Source organism: Sorangium sp. So ce381 (assembly GCF_051473845.1).
Lineage (GTDB): Bacteria > Myxococcota_A > Polyangia > Polyangiales > Polyangiaceae > Sorangium > Sorangium atrum.
The window spans coordinates 11,133,108-11,153,356 of the sequence record NZ_CP150336.1; the positions used below are offsets into that span (position 1 = coordinate 11,133,108).

15 protein-coding genes are annotated in these 20,249 nt (G+C 71.3%); 11 read left to right on the plus strand and 4 right to left on the minus strand.

The window, feature by feature from the left end; translation table 11 throughout:
* Positions 1-97 precede the first annotated feature (97 nt).
* The 3 genes from WMF29_RS41705 to WMF29_RS41715 are packed head-to-tail and all read left to right on the plus strand — an operon-like array spanning position 98 to position 4,864.
* Positions 98-2,194 (plus strand): HlyD family secretion protein, encoded by a 2,097-nt coding sequence (locus WMF29_RS41705; RefSeq protein ID WP_437325644.1) that lies wholly within the window; start codon positions 98-100, stop codon positions 2,192-2,194.
* Between the two features lie 32 nt (positions 2,195-2,226).
* Positions 2,227-3,618, plus strand: coding sequence for a TolC family protein (locus WMF29_RS41710; RefSeq protein WP_437325645.1), 1,392 nt, complete (start codon positions 2,227-2,229; stop codon positions 3,616-3,618).
* Positions 3,619-3,628: 10 nt separating this feature from the next.
* Entirely contained in the window at positions 3,629-4,864 is a 1,236-nt protein-coding gene (locus tag WMF29_RS41715; RefSeq protein WP_437325646.1) for a CotH kinase family protein, read from the plus strand.
* 77 nt (positions 4,865-4,941) lie between these two features.
* Here WMF29_RS41715 and WMF29_RS41720 read toward each other — a convergent pair whose 3' ends face one another.
* From WMF29_RS41720 to WMF29_RS41735, 4 genes are all read right to left on the minus strand, one after another.
* Entirely contained in the window at positions 4,942-5,298 is a 357-nt protein-coding gene (locus WMF29_RS41720) for a hypothetical protein (protein WP_437325647.1), read from the minus strand.
* A 111-nt stretch (positions 5,299-5,409) separates the two neighbouring features.
* On the minus strand, positions 5,410-5,694 hold the full coding sequence (locus WMF29_RS41725; RefSeq protein ID WP_437325648.1) for a hypothetical protein: 285 nt from the start codon (positions 5,692-5,694) through the stop codon (positions 5,410-5,412).
* A 269-nt stretch (positions 5,695-5,963) separates the two neighbouring features.
* Entirely contained in the window at positions 5,964-6,329 is a 366-nt protein-coding gene (locus WMF29_RS41730; RefSeq protein ID WP_437325649.1) for a hypothetical protein, read from the minus strand.
* Between the two features lie 36 nt (positions 6,330-6,365).
* Positions 6,366-6,653 (minus strand): RNA recognition motif domain-containing protein, encoded by a 288-nt coding sequence (locus tag WMF29_RS41735; RefSeq protein ID WP_272102212.1) that lies wholly within the window; start codon positions 6,651-6,653, stop codon positions 6,366-6,368.
* Between the two features lie 541 nt (positions 6,654-7,194).
* On the opposite strand from WMF29_RS41735, the gene WMF29_RS41740 reads away from it, so the two are divergent.
* The 8 genes from WMF29_RS41740 (at position 7,195) to WMF29_RS41775 (ending at position 20,175) form a co-directional block, all read left to right on the plus strand.
* The gene (locus WMF29_RS41740) at positions 7,195-7,875 is read left to right on the plus strand and encodes a methyltransferase domain-containing protein (protein ID WP_437325650.1); all 681 of its coding nucleotides are present in this window, start codon (positions 7,195-7,197) and stop codon (positions 7,873-7,875) included.
* 73 nt (positions 7,876-7,948) lie between these two features.
* Positions 7,949-10,195, plus strand: coding sequence for a glycosyltransferase (locus WMF29_RS41745; RefSeq protein ID WP_437325651.1), 2,247 nt, complete (start codon positions 7,949-7,951; stop codon positions 10,193-10,195).
* Between the two features lie 13 nt (positions 10,196-10,208).
* Positions 10,209-11,624: a DUF362 domain-containing protein gene (locus tag WMF29_RS41750; RefSeq protein ID WP_437325652.1), complete on the plus strand. Its 1,416-nt coding sequence runs from the start codon at positions 10,209-10,211 to the stop codon at positions 11,622-11,624.
* 260 nt (positions 11,625-11,884) lie between these two features.
* Positions 11,885-13,153: a non-reducing end alpha-L-arabinofuranosidase family hydrolase gene (locus WMF29_RS41755; RefSeq protein ID WP_437325653.1), complete on the plus strand. Its 1,269-nt coding sequence runs from the start codon at positions 11,885-11,887 to the stop codon at positions 13,151-13,153.
* 331 nt (positions 13,154-13,484) lie between these two features.
* Positions 13,485-14,294, plus strand: coding sequence for a fumarylacetoacetate hydrolase family protein (locus tag WMF29_RS41760; protein WP_437325654.1), 810 nt, complete (start codon positions 13,485-13,487; stop codon positions 14,292-14,294).
* Between the two features lie 88 nt (positions 14,295-14,382).
* A complete protein-coding gene (locus WMF29_RS41765) occupies positions 14,383-14,556 on the plus strand; it encodes an LUD domain-containing protein (RefSeq protein ID WP_437325655.1) in 174 nt (57 codons plus the stop codon).
* A gap of 304 nt (positions 14,557-14,860) precedes the next feature.
* Positions 14,861-16,111 carry a non-reducing end alpha-L-arabinofuranosidase family hydrolase gene (locus tag WMF29_RS41770; protein ID WP_437325656.1) on the plus strand — a complete coding sequence of 417 codons (1,251 nt, stop codon included), beginning with the start codon at positions 14,861-14,863 and terminating at the stop codon, positions 16,109-16,111.
* Positions 16,112-16,323: 212 nt separating this feature from the next.
* Positions 16,324-20,175 (plus strand): serine/threonine-protein kinase, encoded by a 3,852-nt coding sequence (locus WMF29_RS41775; protein ID WP_437325657.1) that lies wholly within the window; start codon positions 16,324-16,326, stop codon positions 20,173-20,175.
* The last annotated feature ends 74 nt before the right edge of the window (positions 20,176-20,249 follow it).

A 20,249-nucleotide genomic window follows, 5' to 3' on the forward strand; every position in this document is an offset into this window, starting at 1 on the left:
GAGGTCCATCGCGGAGGATGCCTGTCGGTCACGCCCTCGCGGGCCCTCTCGCTTCGTTGATACAGCCGCCGTCGTCATCACCGCGCAAGGATCATCGATGTACAGCTACCAGCGACTCCGCTCGGCGCTCCAGGACGCCACCCCCGCGATCACCTTCGTGCTCACGCTCGGAGCCGCCCTGTGGCTCCACCTGGGCAGCGGCCCGCGCGGGCGGGTCTTCGGCTTCGCGGAGGCGCTGCCCGAGGTGCTCTCGCCGGTCGAGACCGCCCGGGTGGCCTCCGTCGAGGTGAGCGTCGGCGAGGAGGTCGAGGCCGGGCAGATCATCGCGACGCTGGACACCTCGGTGATCGACGCCGAGATCGCCGTCGCCAGGGCGGAGAAGGCCCAGGTCGAGGCCGATCTGCAGATGGAGTTCGCCGTCCTCGAGCAGGAGCTCGACACGAACCGCGAGACGGTCGAGCGCCACCTCGCCATCCACCGCGAGGAGCAGCGCCGGGCGGTCGCCGAGGCGAAGGTGCTGGACAGCGAGATATCGAGGGTGAAGGCGCTCGTCGAGAACCGGCAGGCGGTGCTCGACGATCTGACGAAGCTCGATCTGCAGCAGGCGACGGTCACGGCGATCGCCAGCGAGAAGCCGCGGACGCTGAGCATGCTCACGGAGCAGCTCAAGGCGACCGAGCGGCGGCGGAACGGCCTCCGGGATCGGACGTCGGGGCTGGCGGCGAAGCTCGACGCGGACGTGCGCGTCGCGACCGAGAACATCGCGATGCTCGAGCAGCGGCGCGCGAGCTACGTGCTGCGCGCCGCGAACGCGGGGCGCGTCATCTCCATCGACAGGCAGCCCGGCGACGTGGTCCCGGCCGGGATGCCCCTGGTGCAGCTCCTGAGCGCGCGCACGGGCGCGCGCGCGCTGGCCTGCGTCCCCGAGCGCTTCGCCCTCGGCGTCAACGACGGGGACGCGGCCGAGCTCTACATCCGGGGCCAGCTCGGCGACGCGATCCCGGGCACGGTCGTCGCCGTGGGGCCGCTCGTCGCGCAGCTCCCCCCGCGCTGCTGGCCGACGCCGGAGCTGCCGGCGTGGGGCCGCGTCGTCACCATCGCGCTGGACGCGCCGATGGCGCTCGTCCCCGGTCAGGCCTTCGACATCACGTTCGACGCGCGCCGCGGCGCGGCCCCCGCCCAGCCGCCGCCGAAGCCCACCACCACCGCGCCGAAGGCCGGGGCAGCGCCGAAGGCCGGCCCGGTCGCGTCGCAGTCCCCCATGAAGCTGCCCCCGACCCTGGCGAGCCGGACGCGCTTCGAGCCGTCCGGCGTCCTCGCGCGCCCCGGCGAGTCGCGGTACCTCATCGTCAGCGACGACACGGGCCACGAGCAGAACGAGGGCGTGCCGTGGCTCTTCGCGATGTCCGCGAGCGGCGCCGTCGCCGCGGAGCCGGTGCCGGTGAGCGGCGTCGACGAGGTGAACGACCTCGAGGGGATCGCGGCCGGGGACGCGGGCGAGATCTACCTCCTGTCGTCGCAGAGCTACAGCAAGAAGGGGAAGCGCAAGCCGGAGCGGACCGCGCTCCTCCGCGTCCGCCAGGACGGCCAGGGCTTCCGCGTCGACGGCGAGATCCACCTGGCCGAGGTCCTCGACGCGGATCCCGCGCGCGCCGCGGCGCTCGGCCTCCCCGAGGGGACGCGGGAGCTCGACATCGAGGGCCTCGCCTTCCGGCAGGGCGCCCTGTACCTCGGGCTGAAGGCGCCGCTCGACGCGCAGGGCAACGCGATGATCTGGCGGGTCGGCTCCCCGGGCGCGCTGTTCGGCGGGGAGGTCGAGGCCGCGAGCGCGAAGAAGAAGGAGCGGACCGCGGCCGAGGCGGCGCGCTTCGACGCGGCCCGCGTCGCGCTGTGGGCGCGCGCGCGCGTCGACGTGGAGGTCGCCGGGAAGCCCACGCCGGGCGGCATCTCGGAGCTCGTCTTCATGCCGGACGGCGCGCTCGCCATGACGTCCACGCCCTCGACGGCGGACGGCGACGCCGGCGCGCTGTGGCGCGTGGATCGCCCCGAGGGCGGCGTCCTCTCGCCGCGCCTCGTCCAGCGGTTCCCGGGGCTCAAGCCCGAGGGGATCACGCCGTCGCTCACGCCGGGCGCGCTGACGATCGTGTTCGACGCCGCCACGCCCTCGTTCCAGGAGCTCTCGTGGGGCCAGTGAGCCAGCGCCGCCGCCGCGCGGCGATCCCCGTCATGTTGATTTGCGCGGCCCTCTCGGGCTGCTCTGCCCCGCCGAGGCCGGCGGCGTCCGACCGCGCGATCGCCCTCTACCGCGAGGGCCGCGCGTCCGCCGGCCCGCCGGCGCCCGGCCGCGCGGGCCCGGGCGCGCGCCCGGGCGCGTCCAGCGCGGCGCCGCTCGCGATGACCGTGGAGGACGCCGTCGCCTGGGCGAGGGACCACAGCGCCGAGCTCGCCGCGCAGAGCGCCCGCGCCGAGGCGGCCGCGGCGCAGGTCGACGCGGAGGACCATTTCGATAACCCGGAGCTCCGCATCACGAACGTCGATCTCGAGCGCATTCTCGAGCGCCGGCCGAGGGTGAGCACCGCGCTCCGCTTCCCGGTGACCCGCCCGGGCGAGGTCGACGCGAACGTCGCGGCCGCGCGCGTGGACGAGGCCAAGGCGCTCGCCGAGGCGCGCGAGGTCGAGATCGCCCTCGAGGCCGACGTCCGGTCGCTGTTCGACGAGGTGCTCCTCTTCGACGCCGAGATCGAGGCCGCCGACGCGGTGGCCGAGGCGCGCCGGTCGCTCGCCACCTGGATGAAGGGGCAGCTCGCCGCCGCGCGGACGACGGCGGTCGACGAGGCGATGACGGAGCTCACCGCCGTCGACGCGGAGCAGGACGGCGTGGATCTGCGCGCGCAGCGGAGCGCGGCGCTCGCGGCGCTCCTCTCGCGCATGGGGCTCGATCCCGCGGTGCCCGTGCGCCTCATCGGCGCGCCGAAGGGCGCGTGGCCTCCCCCGGAGCTCCCCACGGAGGCGGAGGCCGTCGAGCTCGCGCTCAAGCGCCGGCCCGAGATCGAGCTCGCGGCGGCGCAGGGCGACGCGGCGGACGCGGCGCTCCACGCCGAGCGCGCCGCGCGGTGGCCGTGGCTCTCCTTCGTCGAGGTCGGCTACGAGTTCCGGCCCGAGAGCGTGCTCGGCCGCGCGTGGACGTTCGGGCTCGGCGTCGAGCTGCCGGTGTTCGACACGCACCGCGCGGCCGCCGTCGCGGCGGACACGGCCCGCAAGGCGGAGCAGCGCGCGCTCGGCGCCGCGGTCGAGCTCGTGACGCGCGAGGTGCGGACGAGCCTGAGCGAGGCCCAGGCCACCCGGGCCCTCGTGACCGAGCTCCGGCGCCGGATGACCCCCGCCGCCGAGCGCGCGGGCTCCGAGGCGCAGCGGGCGATCGAGGGCCGCAACGTCGACGTGGGGCGGGCGCTCGAGGTCGACGAGCGCCGCGTGCGCCTGGAGCTCCGGCTGATGCGCTTCGTGCGCCGCTACTGGACCGCGGTCGGCGAGCTCCGCCACGCCGTGGGCGGCCGGCTCCCCGCCGAGGCGGGCCACCCTGGCCGGACTGCAGAGTCCAGGAGCGATGCGGAGCAGTAGGCCGCGATCGATGAGATCCCTTCATGCATCCGCGGTCCTCGCGCTCGTCGCGGCGAGCCAGGGCGGCTGTGTGCCGCTCGACCCGGGCAGCGACGTCGTCTTCGATCGGGCGGCGCTGCACGAGATCGCGATCACCGTCGATGAGGCCCACCTGGGGCAGCTCCGCACGAACCTCGACGACCGCGCCCCGTGCACCATCGTCTACGACGGCGAGGTCGTCAGGGGCGCTGGCATCCGGCAGAAGGGCAACTCGGCCGTCGATCTGTCCGAGAAGCCGAGCTTCAGCGTCAAGCTCGACGAGTTCGACGAAGAAGCGAACCTGCACGGGCTCAAGAAGCTCCTGCTGAACAACTCCAAGCAGGACCCGACGTTCCTGCGCGAGCAGATCGGCGAGGAGCTGCACGACCGCGCCGGCGTGCCCGCGGCGCGCACCGCGCACGCGGTGGTGAGCCTCAACGGCGTGGACCAGGGGATCTACGTCGTCACCGAGGCCATCGACAAGCGGTTCCTGCGGCGCCACTTCGGCGAGGTGAACGACGAGGGCGTGCTCTACGAGGGCCCGTGCTGCGGCGACTTCGCCGAGGACGTCGGCGCCGTGGAGCTCGACAGCGGCGATGACGGCGGCGGGGCGGAGCTCCGGTCTCTCGCCGCCGCCATCCAGGACGCGCCGGACGAGCAGCTCGCCGCGGAGGTGAGCGAGCGCCTCGACCTGGATCGGTTCCTCACGAGCTACGCCCTCGAGGCGCTGCTCGGCCACTGGGACGGCTACGCCTACCGGGCGAACAACTATTATCTCTACGAGAACCCGGCCGACGGGCGTTTCGTGTTCATCGCCCACGGGATGGACCGCATCCTGGACGACCCGCATTTCGACACCGAGACGGAGCCCGTCGCCGTGCTCCCGCGCCGGATCCGCGAGATCCCGGCGCTCGACGAGCGGTATCGCGCCGAGCTCGCCCGCGTCGTGAGCGCGGCGTGGGACGAGGGCGCCGTGCTCGCGGCCATCGATCGGGCGGAGCAGGTGCTCGACAAGGCCGTCGCCGGCGCCGGCGCCGCGACCCGAGGCGACCTGAGCGCGTTCAAGACGCACGTGGGCGCCCTGCGCAGCGATCTGAAGCTGCGCCGCGCGCTGGTCGATCCCGCGATCGTCTGCGGCGACGGCGACGTCGCGGGGCTCGAGACGTGCGATGACGGCAACACGGCGGGTGGCGACGGGTGCAGCGCGAGGTGCCGCGTCGAGCCTTGACGGGAGGCGAGCTCGGGCCTCAGCCCTGCAGCCGCGCTGAGCCGGATCCTCGGATTGGCATCCGAGCGCGACGGCGCTCAAACACTACCGCTCACCTTCGCTGCGCGGGTGCTGCCGTCGAACGATGACTCGATCGTATACAGCGCTCCATGGAAGGAGATGCTCCCGTCCTCGCTCAAGCTCCCGCCGCGCAGCACGTTGGCGGCGCTCTCGTACAGAAGAAAGGGCGCGAGGCCGACGGGCAGATCGCGAGCGAGCGTCCAGGTGCCCTCCGCGCCGCCAGAGGCGATCACGAGGTACTGCTGAGCGCCGGACGCGTCGACGAGCACGCCGAGCGTCGAGCCGCTCCGGTCTCGGGACGTCGCGCGGAAGTTGAGGTGGGCAGCGGTGGCGAGCAAGGCGGCGGAGGTGACGGGCTTCTGGGAGGTAGACATGGCTGTGTTGCACGACTCGGTTGCTAGCTCAGCGAAAAGTTCACGGTTCCGCGTCATGCCGGAGATGGATGCTGTCCTCGCTTCCGGCCGCCACGGTCCAGCCTCTCACTCTCACGGACCGAACCCGTCGTTCGAGCTCTTTGGCGAGCTCTTTGGCGAGCTCCTTGGCGAGCTCTTTGGCTGCCAGAAGAGCCCATCGTACTTCCGGGGAGATCCCGAGCGGTCCAGCCGCTGGAACGTCTCGCCCAGCTTGAGGTTCCGCTGGCGGTCGCGATCGAACGGACCGTGCGAGCCGTCCGCCGGCTCGTACATGGCCTCGCTCCGCCCGTGCACCTGGAAGCGCCAGCAGAGCCTCTGTTCCACGCCATCCACGACCCGCGATAAACACGCTTTCATGGCGACCACTTTCCTTGCGCTCAGCCGCACGAACGCGGAAGGCACGCCGGGCGCGTGCTTCCGGGTGTGCATGCACGAGCTGCCTCGAGCGGCGCTTTACGGACTTGCCTGTCGCTCGAGCCCAACGGGTCCAGGCGGCATCTCTATCCAACTCGTCCACTTCGCCGCGCGACCGTCATCATGTACCAGAAAACGAGCCGCAGCACCACGATAATATAGAGACCGATCTCGTCGATGCGGGGCTTTTTCACGATCCTGCGCTTCAGGTATCAGCGGCCAGAGACGACCGTGAACCCCTCGACGCGCGCGGCCGCGGGCTCCAGGCGGGCGACCTGATAGCCGGGTCGACCTCGAACCAGCGCACCGCGACGCACCGGCAAGCTCGGGCTCATTGAGGACTCGTGGCGGCCCTTCTGGGAGAGCTCGCCGAGCGCCACGATATCGAGGGCCAGCGTGTCGCGCGAGCCGTCGTCGTCGTTGAAGCCACGGTCGCCGCAGCGGTGGCCGCACCTGCTCACGATGGCGCCGCGCAGCGGCCCCATGGTGCAGCGGCCCCCTCTTCTGGCGCGGCGCTCGCGCGCACCAGCGTGCAGCTCGGGCGTCTTGAAGACAAAATAAACGCGGCGAGCCTTCATGGCCCGCCGCGATGCTCCGACTCGACGAAGGAGCGATCAGTAACGACCGCGACCGCCGCCGCCGCCGCCGCCTGCCGGACGCTCCTGCGCCTCGTTCACCTTGAGCGAGCGCCCATCGAGCATCATGCCGTTGAGCTGCGAGATGGCGCTGTTCGCCGCCTGGGCCGAGCCCATCGTGACGAACGCAAACCCGCGCGGCTGGCCGGTCTCCCGATCGGTCGGCATCGAGACCTCGCGGACCTCGCCGCTGCCAGCGAACGCGGCCTCGAGGGACTCGCGGGTGGTGCTGTACGAGAGATTGCCGACATAGAGACGATTACCCATGACACGTTACTTTCACGGCTTGCAGCTGCGCTCGTGAGCGCTCTTCGCCTGCCATTCGATGAAGCCGTCGCGGTTCGAACGGAGGCGTGCCGCGCAGCGAACCCGCGCAGGCACACGGTGCGTCGTCCAGTCATCCGCGCGAGCAACGATCTCCCTCGCGTGGAGGGAGAGAGAACGCATCGTGTCGAGAGCCAGTGACGTCGTGAGGGGCCCAAGCTACTCCCTTGGGGCACCAACAGCAAGGAGTGTCTCAGCAATCTTTTCGCTTTCCGCCCGCAGCGGCAACCAGCGCGTGGTCGCGCGAGCACGCGACCGCGCGATGCGTCCGGGGGTGCTCAACAGCGTCTCCCGGCGGACCTGCTCGATGCGCGCTGCACCGCACCGTCAGCGGCCTCTCACACGCCCAGGGAGCCGCCACGGCGGCGACCAGGCGGATCGCCGCCTCGACGTTCACGTCGGAGGATGACCGCGCGGTCACATCGGCGGGCGCCGAGCGGCCGCCGGGGTGAGGCTCCGCCGCCCCCGTGCTATGGGCCCGGCCATGGCGAACGCCGCCGGCGACATCGACGTGGAGGCGCTGAACGACCGCCTCGCCCGAGAGCACCCGATCGACGACTACTACGACCGCGCCCCGCTGCCGATCCGGCTCATCGAGCGCGAGCGGCTCGCCATCATCCGCGGCATGCTCGGCGACTCCGCCGGGCTCGACCTCGCGGAGGTCGGCTCGGGCGGCGGGCACGTGCTCCGGATGTTCCCGCGGGCCCGCATCACGGCGATCGACGTCTCCGATGTCTTCCTCGACACCGCGCGCAAGAACCTCGCGGGCTACGACGCCCGCTTCCTCAAGGGCGAGGTCGACAAGCTCGACCTCCCCGCCGCGAGCTTCGATCGCATCGTCTGCACCGAGGTCCTGGAGCACACCGTGGAGCCCGCCGCCGTCCTCGCGGCCATCGCGCGCCTCTTGCGCCCCGGCGGCGTGGCCGCGATCACGGTGCCGAACGACCCGCTCATCGCGCGGCTGAAGGGCATCGTCCGCCGCACGCCCGTCGGCTACCTCCTGCGGGATCGCATCCAGTGGGGCGGGGACGCGTACCACCTGCACCAGTGGACTCCCGACGAGTTCGTCCGCCTCCTCGACCGCCATTTCCGCGTGACCGAGCGCCGCGCGGCGCCGCACGGCGCGCTGCCGATCCGCGCGTGCTTCCGCTGCGTCCCCCGGTGACCGCTCCCGCGCGCCCGGGCCGCCCCTCGCCCTGCTGCGGTGTCTCCTTCAAGGCAAGATAGGCGAACACACCATGTCCGAACCCCGAACCGAGCTCGCTCCGGACGCGCCGATCGAGCTCTCCGTCCTCGTGCCCTGCCTCAACGAGGAGCTGAACATCCCCGAGCTCACCGACCGCATCCTCGGCGTCTTCCGCGAGGGCGCGCTCACGGGCGAGCTCATCCTCGTCGACGACGGCTCCACCGACGGCACCGCCACGACGATCCGCGCGCTCATGGCCGCGCACCCCGGGCTCGTCGTGGGGTGCTTCCACCCGCAGAACCGCGGCATCACGGCGGCCTGGCGCACCGGCGCCGCCGCCGCGCGCGGCAAGCTCGTCGCCACCATCGACGCCGATCTCCAGTACCAGCCCGAGGACCTCCTGCGCCTCCGGCGCGAGCTCTACGAGCACAGCGTCGATGTCGTCCAGGGCTGGAGGAGCGCCGTCGGGCGCCGCAGGGACCGCCGGTACCACCTGAGCCGCGGGCTCAACCACCTCTTGAACACCACCTTCGGCATGTCGCTCCACGACAACAAGAGCGGCTTCGTGATGTGCGCCCGGGAGGTGTTCCAGGATCTCTTGACGTACAAGGGCAGCTATTTTTACTGGCAGTCCTTCATCCTGGTCGCCGCCCACGCCAAGGGCTACTCCTACAAGGAGATCGAGACGCTCTTCGAGCAGCGGCGGCAGGGCGTCTCCTTCCTCGATCAGGCGGCGGCGCGCGCCGTGGTCAAGTCGTTCTACGACCTCGGCAAGGCCGCGTGGGAGTACCGCGTGGACCGGATCCCGCCGGATGTGGCCACGCAGTATCTCCGCCGCAATCCGGTGGTCGACCGCTCGCCGGAGCGCGATCCGCTCTCCACGGCGAGGTGGCGCGCGTACCTGGCCGCGTTCAACCACACCCACTGGATGATCACGCGCGACGTCGAGCACTACTACGAGACGCTGCGCAGGACGCAGTGGCTCACGCCCTCGCAGACCCGCGAGCTCCAGGACGAGAAGCTCAGGCGGCTGCTCCGCCACTGCTACCGCAACGTGCCCTACTACCGCGCTCGCATGCAGGAGCTCAAGCTCCGGCCCGAGGACATCCGCGGCCAGGAGGACCTCCACAAGCTGCCGTTCCTCACCAAGGCGGATATCCGGCGCCACCTCTACTTCGACATCATGTCGGAGAACCACGACAAGTCGCAGGTCCTCAAGATCACGACGAGCGGCTCCACCGGCGAGCCCTTCGTCTGCTACGCGGACCGGTCTCAGCTCGAGTTCCGCTGGGCGGCGACGCTCCGGGCCCAGGAGTGGACGGGCTACCGCTTCGGCGACCCCACGGTGCGGCTCTGGCACCAGACGATCGGCATGACGAAGTGGCAGGCTGCCCGCGAGCGCGCGGACGCCGTCCTGTCGAACCGGACGTTCATCCCCATCTTCGAGCTCTCCGACGACAACCTGGGAGAGATGATCGCGAGGATCGCCGGCGCGCGGCCGGTGCTCATGGATGGGTACGCCGAGGCGCTCGATTTCCTGGCCCATTACGTCAAGAGCACCGGAAAGGTCGCGGCCCGGCCGCGCGCGATCATGTCGAGCGCGCAGACGCTGCCGCTGCCGAGCCGCCGGCTCATCGAGGAGGCGTTCGGCTGCAAGGTCTTCGACAAGTACGGCAGCCGCGAGTTCTCGGGCATCGCGTACGAGTGCGACGCGCACGAGGGCCACCACGTGGTGGCCGAGGGGTACATCGTCGAGGTCCTGCGCGACGGGCGCCCCGCCGAGCCGGGGGAGATCGGAGAGGTGGTGATCACCGATCTCAACAACTTCTGCATGCCGTTCGTCCGCTACCGCATCGGCGATCTCGCCGAGGCGATGTCCCCGTCCGCGCCGTGCCCCTGCGGCCGGGGGGCGCCGCGCGTCGGCCGCATCGAGGGGCGCGTCCAGTCCATCATCCGGGGGACGGACGGGCGCTATCTGCCCGGCACGTTCTTCGCGCACTACCTCAAGGAGTTCGATTACGCGATCAAGCGCTTCCAGGTGGTGCAGGAGGAGCGCGACGCCATCACGTTCCGCGTGGTCAAGGGCGGGCGGTTCTCGCAGCACGTCCTGGACGAGGTGCTCGCGACGTTCCGCCATCACCTCGGCGAGCGGATGCGCATCGACGTCGAGTTCGCCGACGACATCGCGCTCGTCCGCACGGGCAAGCACCTCGCGAGCGTCTCGCGCCTCAACGTCGATTTCCAGCGCGCCGCGCCGGCCGAGATCCTCTCGCCCGGCCCGAACGGCGCGGGCGCTTGACCGGGGGCCCCCGATGACAGCGACGAGCCGCCGCGTGGTGACGGTCTCTCGGCCGGGCGTGAGCTACGGGGGCAGCGCGCCCTACGGCCCGCCGGGCGCCGTCTACGAGGCCGTCGAGGCGCTCTTCCGCCGGCTCGGCCTCGACGCGGCCCGCGCCGGCACGCCCGCGTGGAACCCGCTCGGCGACCTGATCGCGCCGGGGGACCGCGTCGTCGTCAAGCCGAACCTCGTCTCCTCGAAGAACCTCCACCAGAAGATCACGGGCGAGCGGCTCGCCGCCTCGAGCACCCACGGCTCGCTGCTCCGGCCCGTGCTCGACTACGCCCTTCGCGCCGCCGGCCCGCGCGGGAGGGTGCGCGTCGTCGACTCCCCCGTCGAGGGCTGCGAGATCGAGAAGGTCGCCGGCCCGCTCGGCATCTTCGACGTCATCGATCACCTGAAGGCCCAGGGGCATGACGTCGATTTCATCGACCTGCGGTATTTCCGGATCGCGCCGGTGTTCGCGCTCGACGACGTGCGCCGCTTCGGCCGCTCGTGGAACCTCGGCCTGCTCCTCCGCCGCCGCCTGCCCGGCGATCCGCGGGGCTACCGGGTCGTCGATCTGGGCTCGAGCAGCTTCTTCGCCGGCGCGGGCGCCCCGCGCGGCGCTGCGCTCCGCTTCCACCGCAGCCATTACGCGACGCCGGTGCCGCACCACACGGGGCAGCGGCACGAGTACAGCATTCCCCAGACGCTCCTCGACGCGGATGTCGTCATCAACCTCCCCAAGCTGAAGACGCACAAGAAGACGGGTATCACGCTGTCGTTGAAGAGCGTGATCGGCCTGACGAACGAGAAGTACTGGCTCCCGCACTTCACCGAGGGCGATCCGTCGGTCGGCGGCGACGAGTTCGATCGGCCTCAGGGTCTCGGAGAAGCGGTGGAGAACAAGCTCAGCCGGCTCCCGCTCCCCGGCGATCACTCGCTCGTCGCGCGCGCGCCGCGGCTCGGGGCGCCGCCGAAGGTCATCGACGGCAGCTGGGAGGGGAACGACACGCTCTGGCGGACCATCCTGGATCTCAACCGCATCCTGTTCTTCGCGGACCGCGGCGGCGCGCTGCGCGGGGAGCCGCAGCGGCGGTACCTGACGATCGTGGACGGCATCGTCGCCGGCGAGGGCGAAGGGCCGCTCGGGGCGACGCCCGTGCGCGCAGGGCTCCTGATCGGCGGGTTCGACCCGGGCCTCGTCGACGCGGTCTCCTCGCAGGTGATGGGCTTCGATCCGGCGCGGATACCGCTCGTGCGGGAGTCGCTGGGCGGGGTGCTGCTCCCTGGCAGTCGCCTCGACGAGGTCGAGCACGTCGTCGACGGGCCCGCGCCGACTTACCGGTTCAAGCCGCCACGGAGCTGGCCGTCGCTGCTCCCCGGCATGGCCGGCGCGGCGGCGTGACGGGAAGAATCCAGTCTGCGTCCCTGTGACACCGCCGCCGGCCGCCGCTGCGCGCCCATCGGGATCGAGGATGGACCGCGCGCCGGTTTTTGATTGACGACGACAATGTGAACGTTCACAATTTGGTCTCCGGGTATCCTTCTGCTTTGCCCTGGGTAGGCCGTCATGCGCCCCGGCTTCTCGTCCTCATGCGCGTTCACCCTGGCGGTCGGGCTCTGAGGAGCTCGATGGCCCGATTGGGCATCCCTCTGGAGACTAGCATGATCACTCACCTCGATTTGCCCTGCCACGCTCTGGCTTCGTACCGTTCCCTCCTTCGTCTCTCTGCTCTCGGCTGTGTGCTCGCGGCGCTCGCCGGCTGCAGCGGCGGCACGACCGACGACCAGCCCTCCCCTGATGGGACGGGTGGCTCGGAGAATCCGGTGACGGGCGCCAGCAGCGCCAGCAGTACGACGGGCACCGGCGGGAGCACTGGTACGTCGAGCTCCGTCGGGAGCGGGGGAAGCGGTACGACGGGTACCGGCGGGAGCACGTCGGCCTCGGGGACCGGCGGCAGCGGCGGCGATCCAGGGGACGGTGGTGGAGGCGCAGGCGGCTCCCCGCCGACCTGCGACTTGCCCACCACGTTCAAGTGGAAGTCGGGGCCTCCGGTGATCAGCCCCAAGCCGCCTGCCGGCCGCAGCTGGGCATCCGTCAAGGACCCGACGATCGTGTTCTTCGAAAACAAGTACCACGTGTTTGCCACCGTGTTCGACACCACGTCGGGCAACGGCGGATGGCAGTCCATGTACTCGAACTTCACGGACATCCCTCAGGCGAACGCCGCTGAGCAGCACTACATGGCGAGCTGGCCCACCGGCAGCACGGTCGCGCCCCAGGTCTTCTTTTTCAAGCCGCACAACAAGTGGTACCTCATCTACCAGTGGAACGGCCGGTACTCGACCAACGATGACATCAACAACATGAACGGCTGGAGTCGGCCCCAAGGGCTGCTCCGAGGCGAGCCGAACGGCGCGCTGGACTTCTGGAACATCTGCGACGACAAAAACTGCTACCTCTTCTTCTCGCGGGACGACGGAAAGCTCTACCGCTCCAAGGTCAGCATCGACAAGTTCCCGAATTACGACGGTTACGAAACCGTCATGTCGGCCCCCAGCGCGAGTCTCCTGTTCGAAGCCAGCAACGTCTACAAGGTGGATGGGTCGAACAAGTACCTGCTCATGGTGGAGGCGTACGACAACAGCCCTCGCTTCTTCAGGTCGTGGACGTCCGAGAGCCTCGACGGCCCCTGGGCTCCCCTGGCGGACACCAAGCAGAACCCGTTCGCCGGCCCTGCCAACGTGACCTACGAAGGCCAGGACTGGAGCGACGACATCAGCCACGGCGAGCTGATCCGCTCCGGGCACGACGAGAAGATGACCATCGACCCGTGCGACCTGCGGTTCCTCTACCAGGGCAGAGATCCGAAAGTCGGGGGTGATTACGGCAAATTGCCCTACAGGCTCGGGATGTTGACGCTCCAGAAGTAGCTCCGCTCCCCTCCAGTTGTGGTTTTACCACCCCGGTAAGCCTGGCGGCCGCTCGGGCCGCCAGGCGGACCCGTGGGCTGGCTCGGCTATCCGGACGAGAAGATCCGCTCGGGCATGCCGCGATCGCTCGAGCGCTCGAGCCGCTCGGCATCGGCGTCGCGAGCGGCGAACACTGTCACCTGCACGAGCACTTCGTCGACCCCTGTGTGGTGCGCGGCGGGCGCTACCTCGCCCCCACGGCGCCAGGCACATCGATCACCATGAAGGCCGACTCGCTCGCGGCGCACACGTTCCCCGGCGGGCAGGTCTGGCAGGACCTCTCGGAGCGCTCATGAAAATCATCCGCTACCTGGACACGAACGGACGCGCCCGCTACGCGAGCGAGCAGGGCGATGGCACGGCCCTGCGCATCGAAGGCGACCTCTTCGATCGCTACACGGTCACACAAGAACGTGCGGAGGTCGCGCGCAGGCTCGCCCCGATCGCTCCCACGCAGATCCTCGGCATCGGCCTGAACTACCGCCGGCACGCCGAAGAGATCAAGGCCAAGCTCCCCGAGCACCCGATCGTCTTCATGAAGGGACTGAACGCCGTCCAGGATCCTGGCGCGCCGATCGTGATTCCGCGTCAGCTGGCGAGCGAGGAGGTCGATTACGAGTGCGAGCTCGCCGTGGTCATCGGCAAAGCGTGCAAGAACGTGAGCCGCGCGCGCGCGCTCGAGCACGTGCTCGGTTACACGTGCGCGAACGACGTGTCGGCTCGCGACTGGCAGCTCCGGCGCGGCGGCGGGCAGTGGTGTCGCGGCAAGACGTTCGACACGTTCGCCCCGCTCGGCCCCCGCCTCGTCACCGCGGACGAGGTCGGAGATCCAGGAGCGCTCCGCATCGCCACCCTCCTGAACGGCGAGCGCGTGCAAGACTGGACGACCGGCGACATGATCTTCGGCGTGCCCGAGCTCATCGAGTTCTTGAGCGGCAGCACGACGCTGCTGCCGGGCACCGTGATCCTCACGGGGACGCCGCATGGCGTCGGCATGGCCCGAACACCGCCGCGCTGGCTGCGCCCGGGAGATCGGGTCGAGATCGAGATCGAGAAGATCGGCGTGCTCGAAAATTACGTCGTCTCCGAAGGGGAAGCGTGAATCACGGCGGCCCCGCCGCGCTCGACGCCGGGCAGCTCGCGGCCCGCTCCTCGCCCGCGGCGGCTCGCGCCTGGCGCCAAGGTCACGCATGGCCCGCGCGGCGCGGGGGAGCCTCCCGCCGCTGGCTCGCTCCGCGCTCGGCGGCGACCCCTACGGGGTCTGGTGTACGGGGCCATCCAAGACGGCCGACGTGGAGGGCCTCCTGATTCAGGGCGTGCACGGACCGGGCGAGCCAATCGCCCTGATCGTCGATGCCTGGTAGAGCGACGCCGGGAGCGCGTTCTGAGGAATTTCCGGCGATCGGCATCGTGGCCGGCGAGTCCCGCGCGCCGGTTTTCAATTGACGCCGTAGATGTGAGCGCTCACAATTTGGCTCGGAGATTCCTCCGCTTTGCCCTCGGTAGGCCGCCATGCGGCACCGGGCCCTTCGTCCTCGTGCGCGTCAACCTTGACAGTCGGGCTCTGAGGAGCTCGCTGCCCGCTCGGGCATCCCTCTGGAGACCAGCATGATCACTCCCTTCGATTTGCCTCGCCAATCTTTGACTCCGTCCCGTTCCCTCCTTCGTTTGTCTGCCCTCGGCTGTGTGCTCGCCGCGCTCGCCGGTTGCGCCAGCGACACGGGGGACGAGCAGCCCACCGGTGGTGGTACGGGTGGCTCGGAGAACCCGACGACGAGCGCCAGCAGCACGACAGGCGCGGGCGCGAGCACCAGCACAAGCGGCACGGGTGGATCAGGCCCCGGCACGAGCACGAGCACGAGCACGAGCAGCGGAAGCGACCCGGGCACGGGCGGCGACCCGACGGGTGGGACCGGGGGGAGCGGCGGCGCTCCGGGGGACGGCGGCGGCGGCGCGGGCGCGGGCGGCTCGCCGCCCGTGACCTGCGACCTGCCCACCACGTTCAAGTGGAAGTCGGGGCCTCCGGTGATCAGCCCCAAGCCGCCTGCCGGCCGCACCTGGGCATCCGTCAAGGACCCGACGATCGTGTTCCACGACGGCAAGTACCACGTATTTGCCACCGTGTACGACACCACGGGCAACGGGGGGTGGAGCTCCATGTATTCGAACTTCACCGACTTCGCTCAGGCGAACTCCGCGCAGCAGCAGCACATGGCGAACTGGCCCACCGGCGGCACGGTCGCGCCCCAGGTCTTCTTTTTCCGGCCGCACAACAAATGGTACCTCATCTTCCAGTGGAACGGCCGGTACTCGACCAACGACGACATCAACAACCCCAACGGCTGGAGCCGGCCGCAGCCGCTGCTCAAGGGCGAGCCAGGCCAGATGGGGAACACCCTTGGCGCGCTGGACTTCTGGAACATCTGCGACGACAAGAACTGCCATCTGTTCTTCTCGCGGGACGACGGGAAGCTCTACCGCTCCAAGGTCAGCATCGATAAGTTCCCGGCTTTCGATGGGTACGAGACCGTCATGTCGGCTCCCAGCTCGGGGCTCCTGTTCGAGGCCAGCAACGTCTACAAGGTGGATGGCACGAACAAGTACCTGCTCCTGGTGGAGGCGTTCGACAACAGCCCTCGCTTCTTCAGGTCGTGGACCTCCGAGAGCCTCGACGGCCCCTGGGCTCCCCTGGCGGACACCAAGCAGAAGCCCTTCGCCGGCCCTGCCAACGTGACGTTCGAAGGCGGGGACTGGAGCGACGACATCAGCCACGGTGAGATGATCCGCTCCGGGAGCGACGAGCGAATGACCATCAACGCGTGCAACATGCAGTTCCTCTACCAGGGCAGGGATCCGAACGCCGGAGGGGCTTACGAAAGATTGCCGTACAAGCTGGGTCTGATCACGCTCGAGAAGTGACGCCGCGCCCCTCCTCGAGCTCTCGGTAAGGGACGTCCAGGCAGAAGCGCCGATCTCCCGATCGGCGCCTCCCCGGCGGGCCCGGGCCGACATCGGCCAGGGTCGGAATCGGGGCAAACCATCGATGCGTCCGGGGCGCCGCGCGCGCAGTCTCCGCGGCCAGAATCCAGAGGATCGCTGGACGAACGGCATTCTCCGTCTATCCTTGAGCGGTGCGCACGGGGGAGCTCTTGGGGGGGCGCTTCCGGGTCGAAGCGCTCGCGGAGACCGGGGGGATGGGCGCGGTCTACCGCGCCTTTGACGTCACCACCGGAAGGCGGGTCGCCGCCAAGGTGCTGCACGATCCGTCGCCGCAGCACCTCGCGCGCTTCGCGCGGGAGGCGGAGCTCCTTGCCCGTCTCACACACCCCGGGATCGTCCGGTACGTCGCCTACAGCGCCGCGCGCGAGAGCACGCCCTTTCTGGTCATGGAGTGGCTGGAGGGAGAGGACCTCTCCCGGCTCCTCTCGCGTCGGCGGCTCACGGTCGCCGAGGCCGTGGAGCTCGGGGCGCGCGTCTCCGCGGCCCTCGGCGCCGCCCACGCGCTCGGGATCGTCCACCGCGATCTCAAGCCGGCCAACATCTTCCTCGTCGGCGGCCGGATCGAGGAGCCCAAGCTCCTCGATTTCGGGGTCGCCCGTTTCCCGGACATGGCGCCGATCACCGGCGCCGGGGTGCTGGTCGGCACGCCCGACTACATGGCCCCGGAGCAAGCGCGCAGCGGCGATGAGGTCGGCGCCCCAGCGGACATCTTCTCGCTCGGCTGCGTGCTCTTCCAGTGCGTCACCGGCGCGCCGCCGTTCCAGGCAGATCACCTTGTCGCCCTCCTCGCCAGGATCATCTTCGACGAACCGTCGCGCTTGTCGGACCGCTGCCCCGGCGCGCCCCCGTGGCTCGACGCGCTGCTCTCGCAGATGCTCGAGAAGGATCCGGCGCGGCGCCCGCGCGACGGGGCCGCGGCCCACGCCGCGCTCGCGGCGCAGGAGGTCCAGGCCGGGTCGCTCCCGGCACCGGCGAGCTCTGCCCTCACGAGCAGCGAGCGCCGCTTCCACGGCGTCGCGGTGATCGGCCGCGCGCCGGCGTCCGCGCTGGACGCCACCCTCTCGGTCTGCGACGTGGACGCGGACGCCGGCGCGCTCCGGGAGGTCGCCGCCCGCTTCGAGGGGCGCCTGGAGCTGCTCGCCGACGGTACGGCGGTGCTCATCGTCGGCCGCCCGCACGTGCCCACCGACGTCGCCGCGCAGCTCGCGCGCTGCGCGCTGGCGCTGCGGGAGCGCGTCCCCGAGCGCCCGATCGCGATCACGGTCGGCTGGGGCGAGCTCGGGCGCGGCCTGCCGGTCGGCGACGCCATCCAGCGCGCGGCGGGGCTGCTCCGGAGCGCGGGCGGCGCGGGCGCGCCGCAGATCCTCCTCGACAAGACCACCGCCGGGCTGCTCGAGACCCGCTTCGAGGCCGCGATCACCGCGTCCGGCGCCGTCGAGCTCCGCGGCGAGCGCAACGCCGCCGAGCCGTTGCGCCCGCTCCTCGGCAGGCCCACGCCCTGCGTCGGCCGCGATCACGAGCTCCGCCTGCTGGAGCAGACGTTCGCCGCCTGCGCCGGCGAGCCCGCCGCCCGGGCGGTGCTCGTCATCGGCGCCGCGGGCATGGGCAAGTCCCGCCTGCTCCAGGAGCACCTCGCGGCCCTCCGGCGCGCCGGCGCGCCCGCGGAGATCTGGGCGGGGCTCGGGGATCCGCTGCGCGCGGGCTCCATCGGCGGCCTGCTCGCGGAGGTGATCCGGGGCGCGGCGGGCATCAAGGGCGGCGAGCCCATCGAGGAGCGGCGCGCGCTCCTCCGGGCCCGCGTCGCCCGCCGCGTGCCCGAGGCGGAGCGGCGCCGGATCGAGGAGTTCCTCGGCGAGCTCGCCGGGGTCCGCTTCCCCGACGAGGACAGCCTCCCGCTCCGCGCCGCCCGGCAGGATCCCGAGCTGCTCGGCGAGCAGATGCAGCGCGCGCTGCGCGATTTTCTGCGCGCCGAGTGCGCGGCCCAGCCGGTGGTGCTCGTGCTGGAGGACGTGCACTGGGCCGATCGCGCCTCGGTCGCGGCCATCGACACGGCGCTGCGTGAGCTCTCGGATCAGCCGCTCGTCGTGCTCGCCACGGCGCGCCCCGAGATCAAGCAGGCCTACCCCGATCTCTGGGGCGAGCGCGGGCGGCAGGAGCTCTGCCTCAGGCAGCTCTCGCCGAGGGCGTGCGCGCAGCTCACGCGGGAGGCGCTGGGCGACGCGGCCGACGGGGCGCTCGTCGATCGCCTGGTCACGCAGTCCGAGGGGCAGCCCTTCTTCCTCGAGGAGCTGATCCGCGCGACGGCGGAGGGCCGGGGCGACGCGCTGCCCGACACCGTGGTGGCGATGGTGCAGGTCCGGCTGGAGGCGCTCCCGCCCCCCGCGCGCCGGATCCTGCGCGCCGCCAGCGTGCTCGGCGAGGTGTTCTGGCGAGGCGCCGTCGCGCACCTGCTCGGCGGCGACGCCGCTTCGCTCGCGGATCACCTCGCGGCGCTCGTCACCGGGGAGCTCTGCGTCCGTCGCCGCGAGGGCCGCTTCCCGGGCGAGGAGGAGTACGCCTTCCGCCAGGCGCTCCTGCGCGAGGGCGCCTATGCGCAGCTCACCGAGGAGGATCGAGCGCTCGGCCACCGCCTCGCCGCCGAGTGGCTCGAGGCCGCGGGCGAGGCCGATCCGCTGGTGCTCGCGGCGCACTGCGAGCGCGGCGGCCTGACCGCCCGGGCGGCGTCGCTGCTCGTCCGAGGCGCCGAGCTCGCGGCCGCGCGCCGGGCGTACCTCGACGCCGAGGGCTGCTACGGGCGCGCCGAGGCGCTGCTCGGCGCGCTGCTCCCCGCGGCGCGCCACGCGCGGGGCCTCGCTCGCTTCCGGCTCGGGCGCCACACGGAGGCCCTCGCCGATCTCGCCGCGGCGCGCGACGACGCGGCCGCGGTGTCGGAGCCGGGGGCGGAGATCGAGCTCCTCCTCGATGAGGCCATGATCCTCGACTGGATGGGCGAGTACCGGGAGGCAAGCTGGCGGGTCGAGGCCGCCGAGCGCCTCGCCGACTGGGTGGCCTCACCCCTGCTCGGCGCGCGCCTGCTCCTCGGCGTGGGCCGCTCGCTCCACCGCGCCGACCGCGAGGACGACGCCGCCGCGGTGCTGTCGCGCGCCGCGGCGCAAGCCGCGCGGCTCGGGGACGAGGGCCACGAGACGCACATCATCGCCCGGCTGATGCTCGGCTTCATCCTGGCCAGCCTCGGCCGGGTCGACGAGGCGGCGCGGGGCCTCGACGCGGTGATCCTCAGCTGCGAGGAGCGCAGCGATCTCATGCACCTCGGCGCAGCGCTGAACAACCGCGGGCTCGTGCGAGCCCTCCAGGGCGACCGCGCCGGGATGATCGCCGATTGCGAGCGCACCATCGCGCTCGGGCACGACCTCGGCCAGCCAGCGCTCGAGCTCATCGGCCACTTCAACCTCGCCGAGTACCTGTATCTGATGGATGATCTCGAGGCTGCGGCGCCGCATGCGCATGCCGTCCAGGCGATAGCGCCGCGCTGCGGCGAGCGCCACGCGCCGGTCGCCGTGGCGCTGCTGACCGCGCGCCTGCGGCTCTACCAGGGCGACGAGGCGGGCGCTCGCGGGATCGCCCTGCGGCTCCGAGCGGCGCAGGAGGAAGCCGGCGGCGAGGCGCTGAAGCCTTCGGAAGACGTGCTCTGCTCGATGATCGAGCTGGCGACCCGCGACGACGACCACGCCGCGTGGGCCGCGCTCGAGGAGCGCTCCGCGCGCTGCTCGGTGGGGCAGGAGCGGATCGAGGTGCTCGAGGCGCGGGCCCTCGCCGCCTTCCGTCGCGGCCGGCACGTCGATGCTCGGTCTCGGCTCGAGCGCGCCCTCGCTGCCGCCTCCACCATTCCGACCGTCATGGGCAGTCGCCTCCGTCGCTGGCACACGGAGCTGACGAAGCTGACAGAACTGGACGCCTCGGACACCCACCCTCGCCGCCGCTGAATCACCTTTCACGGGCGTGGCAATGCGGAAAAAGGTAGAACATTGAACCCATAGCGTACCTATGGGGGATGGTT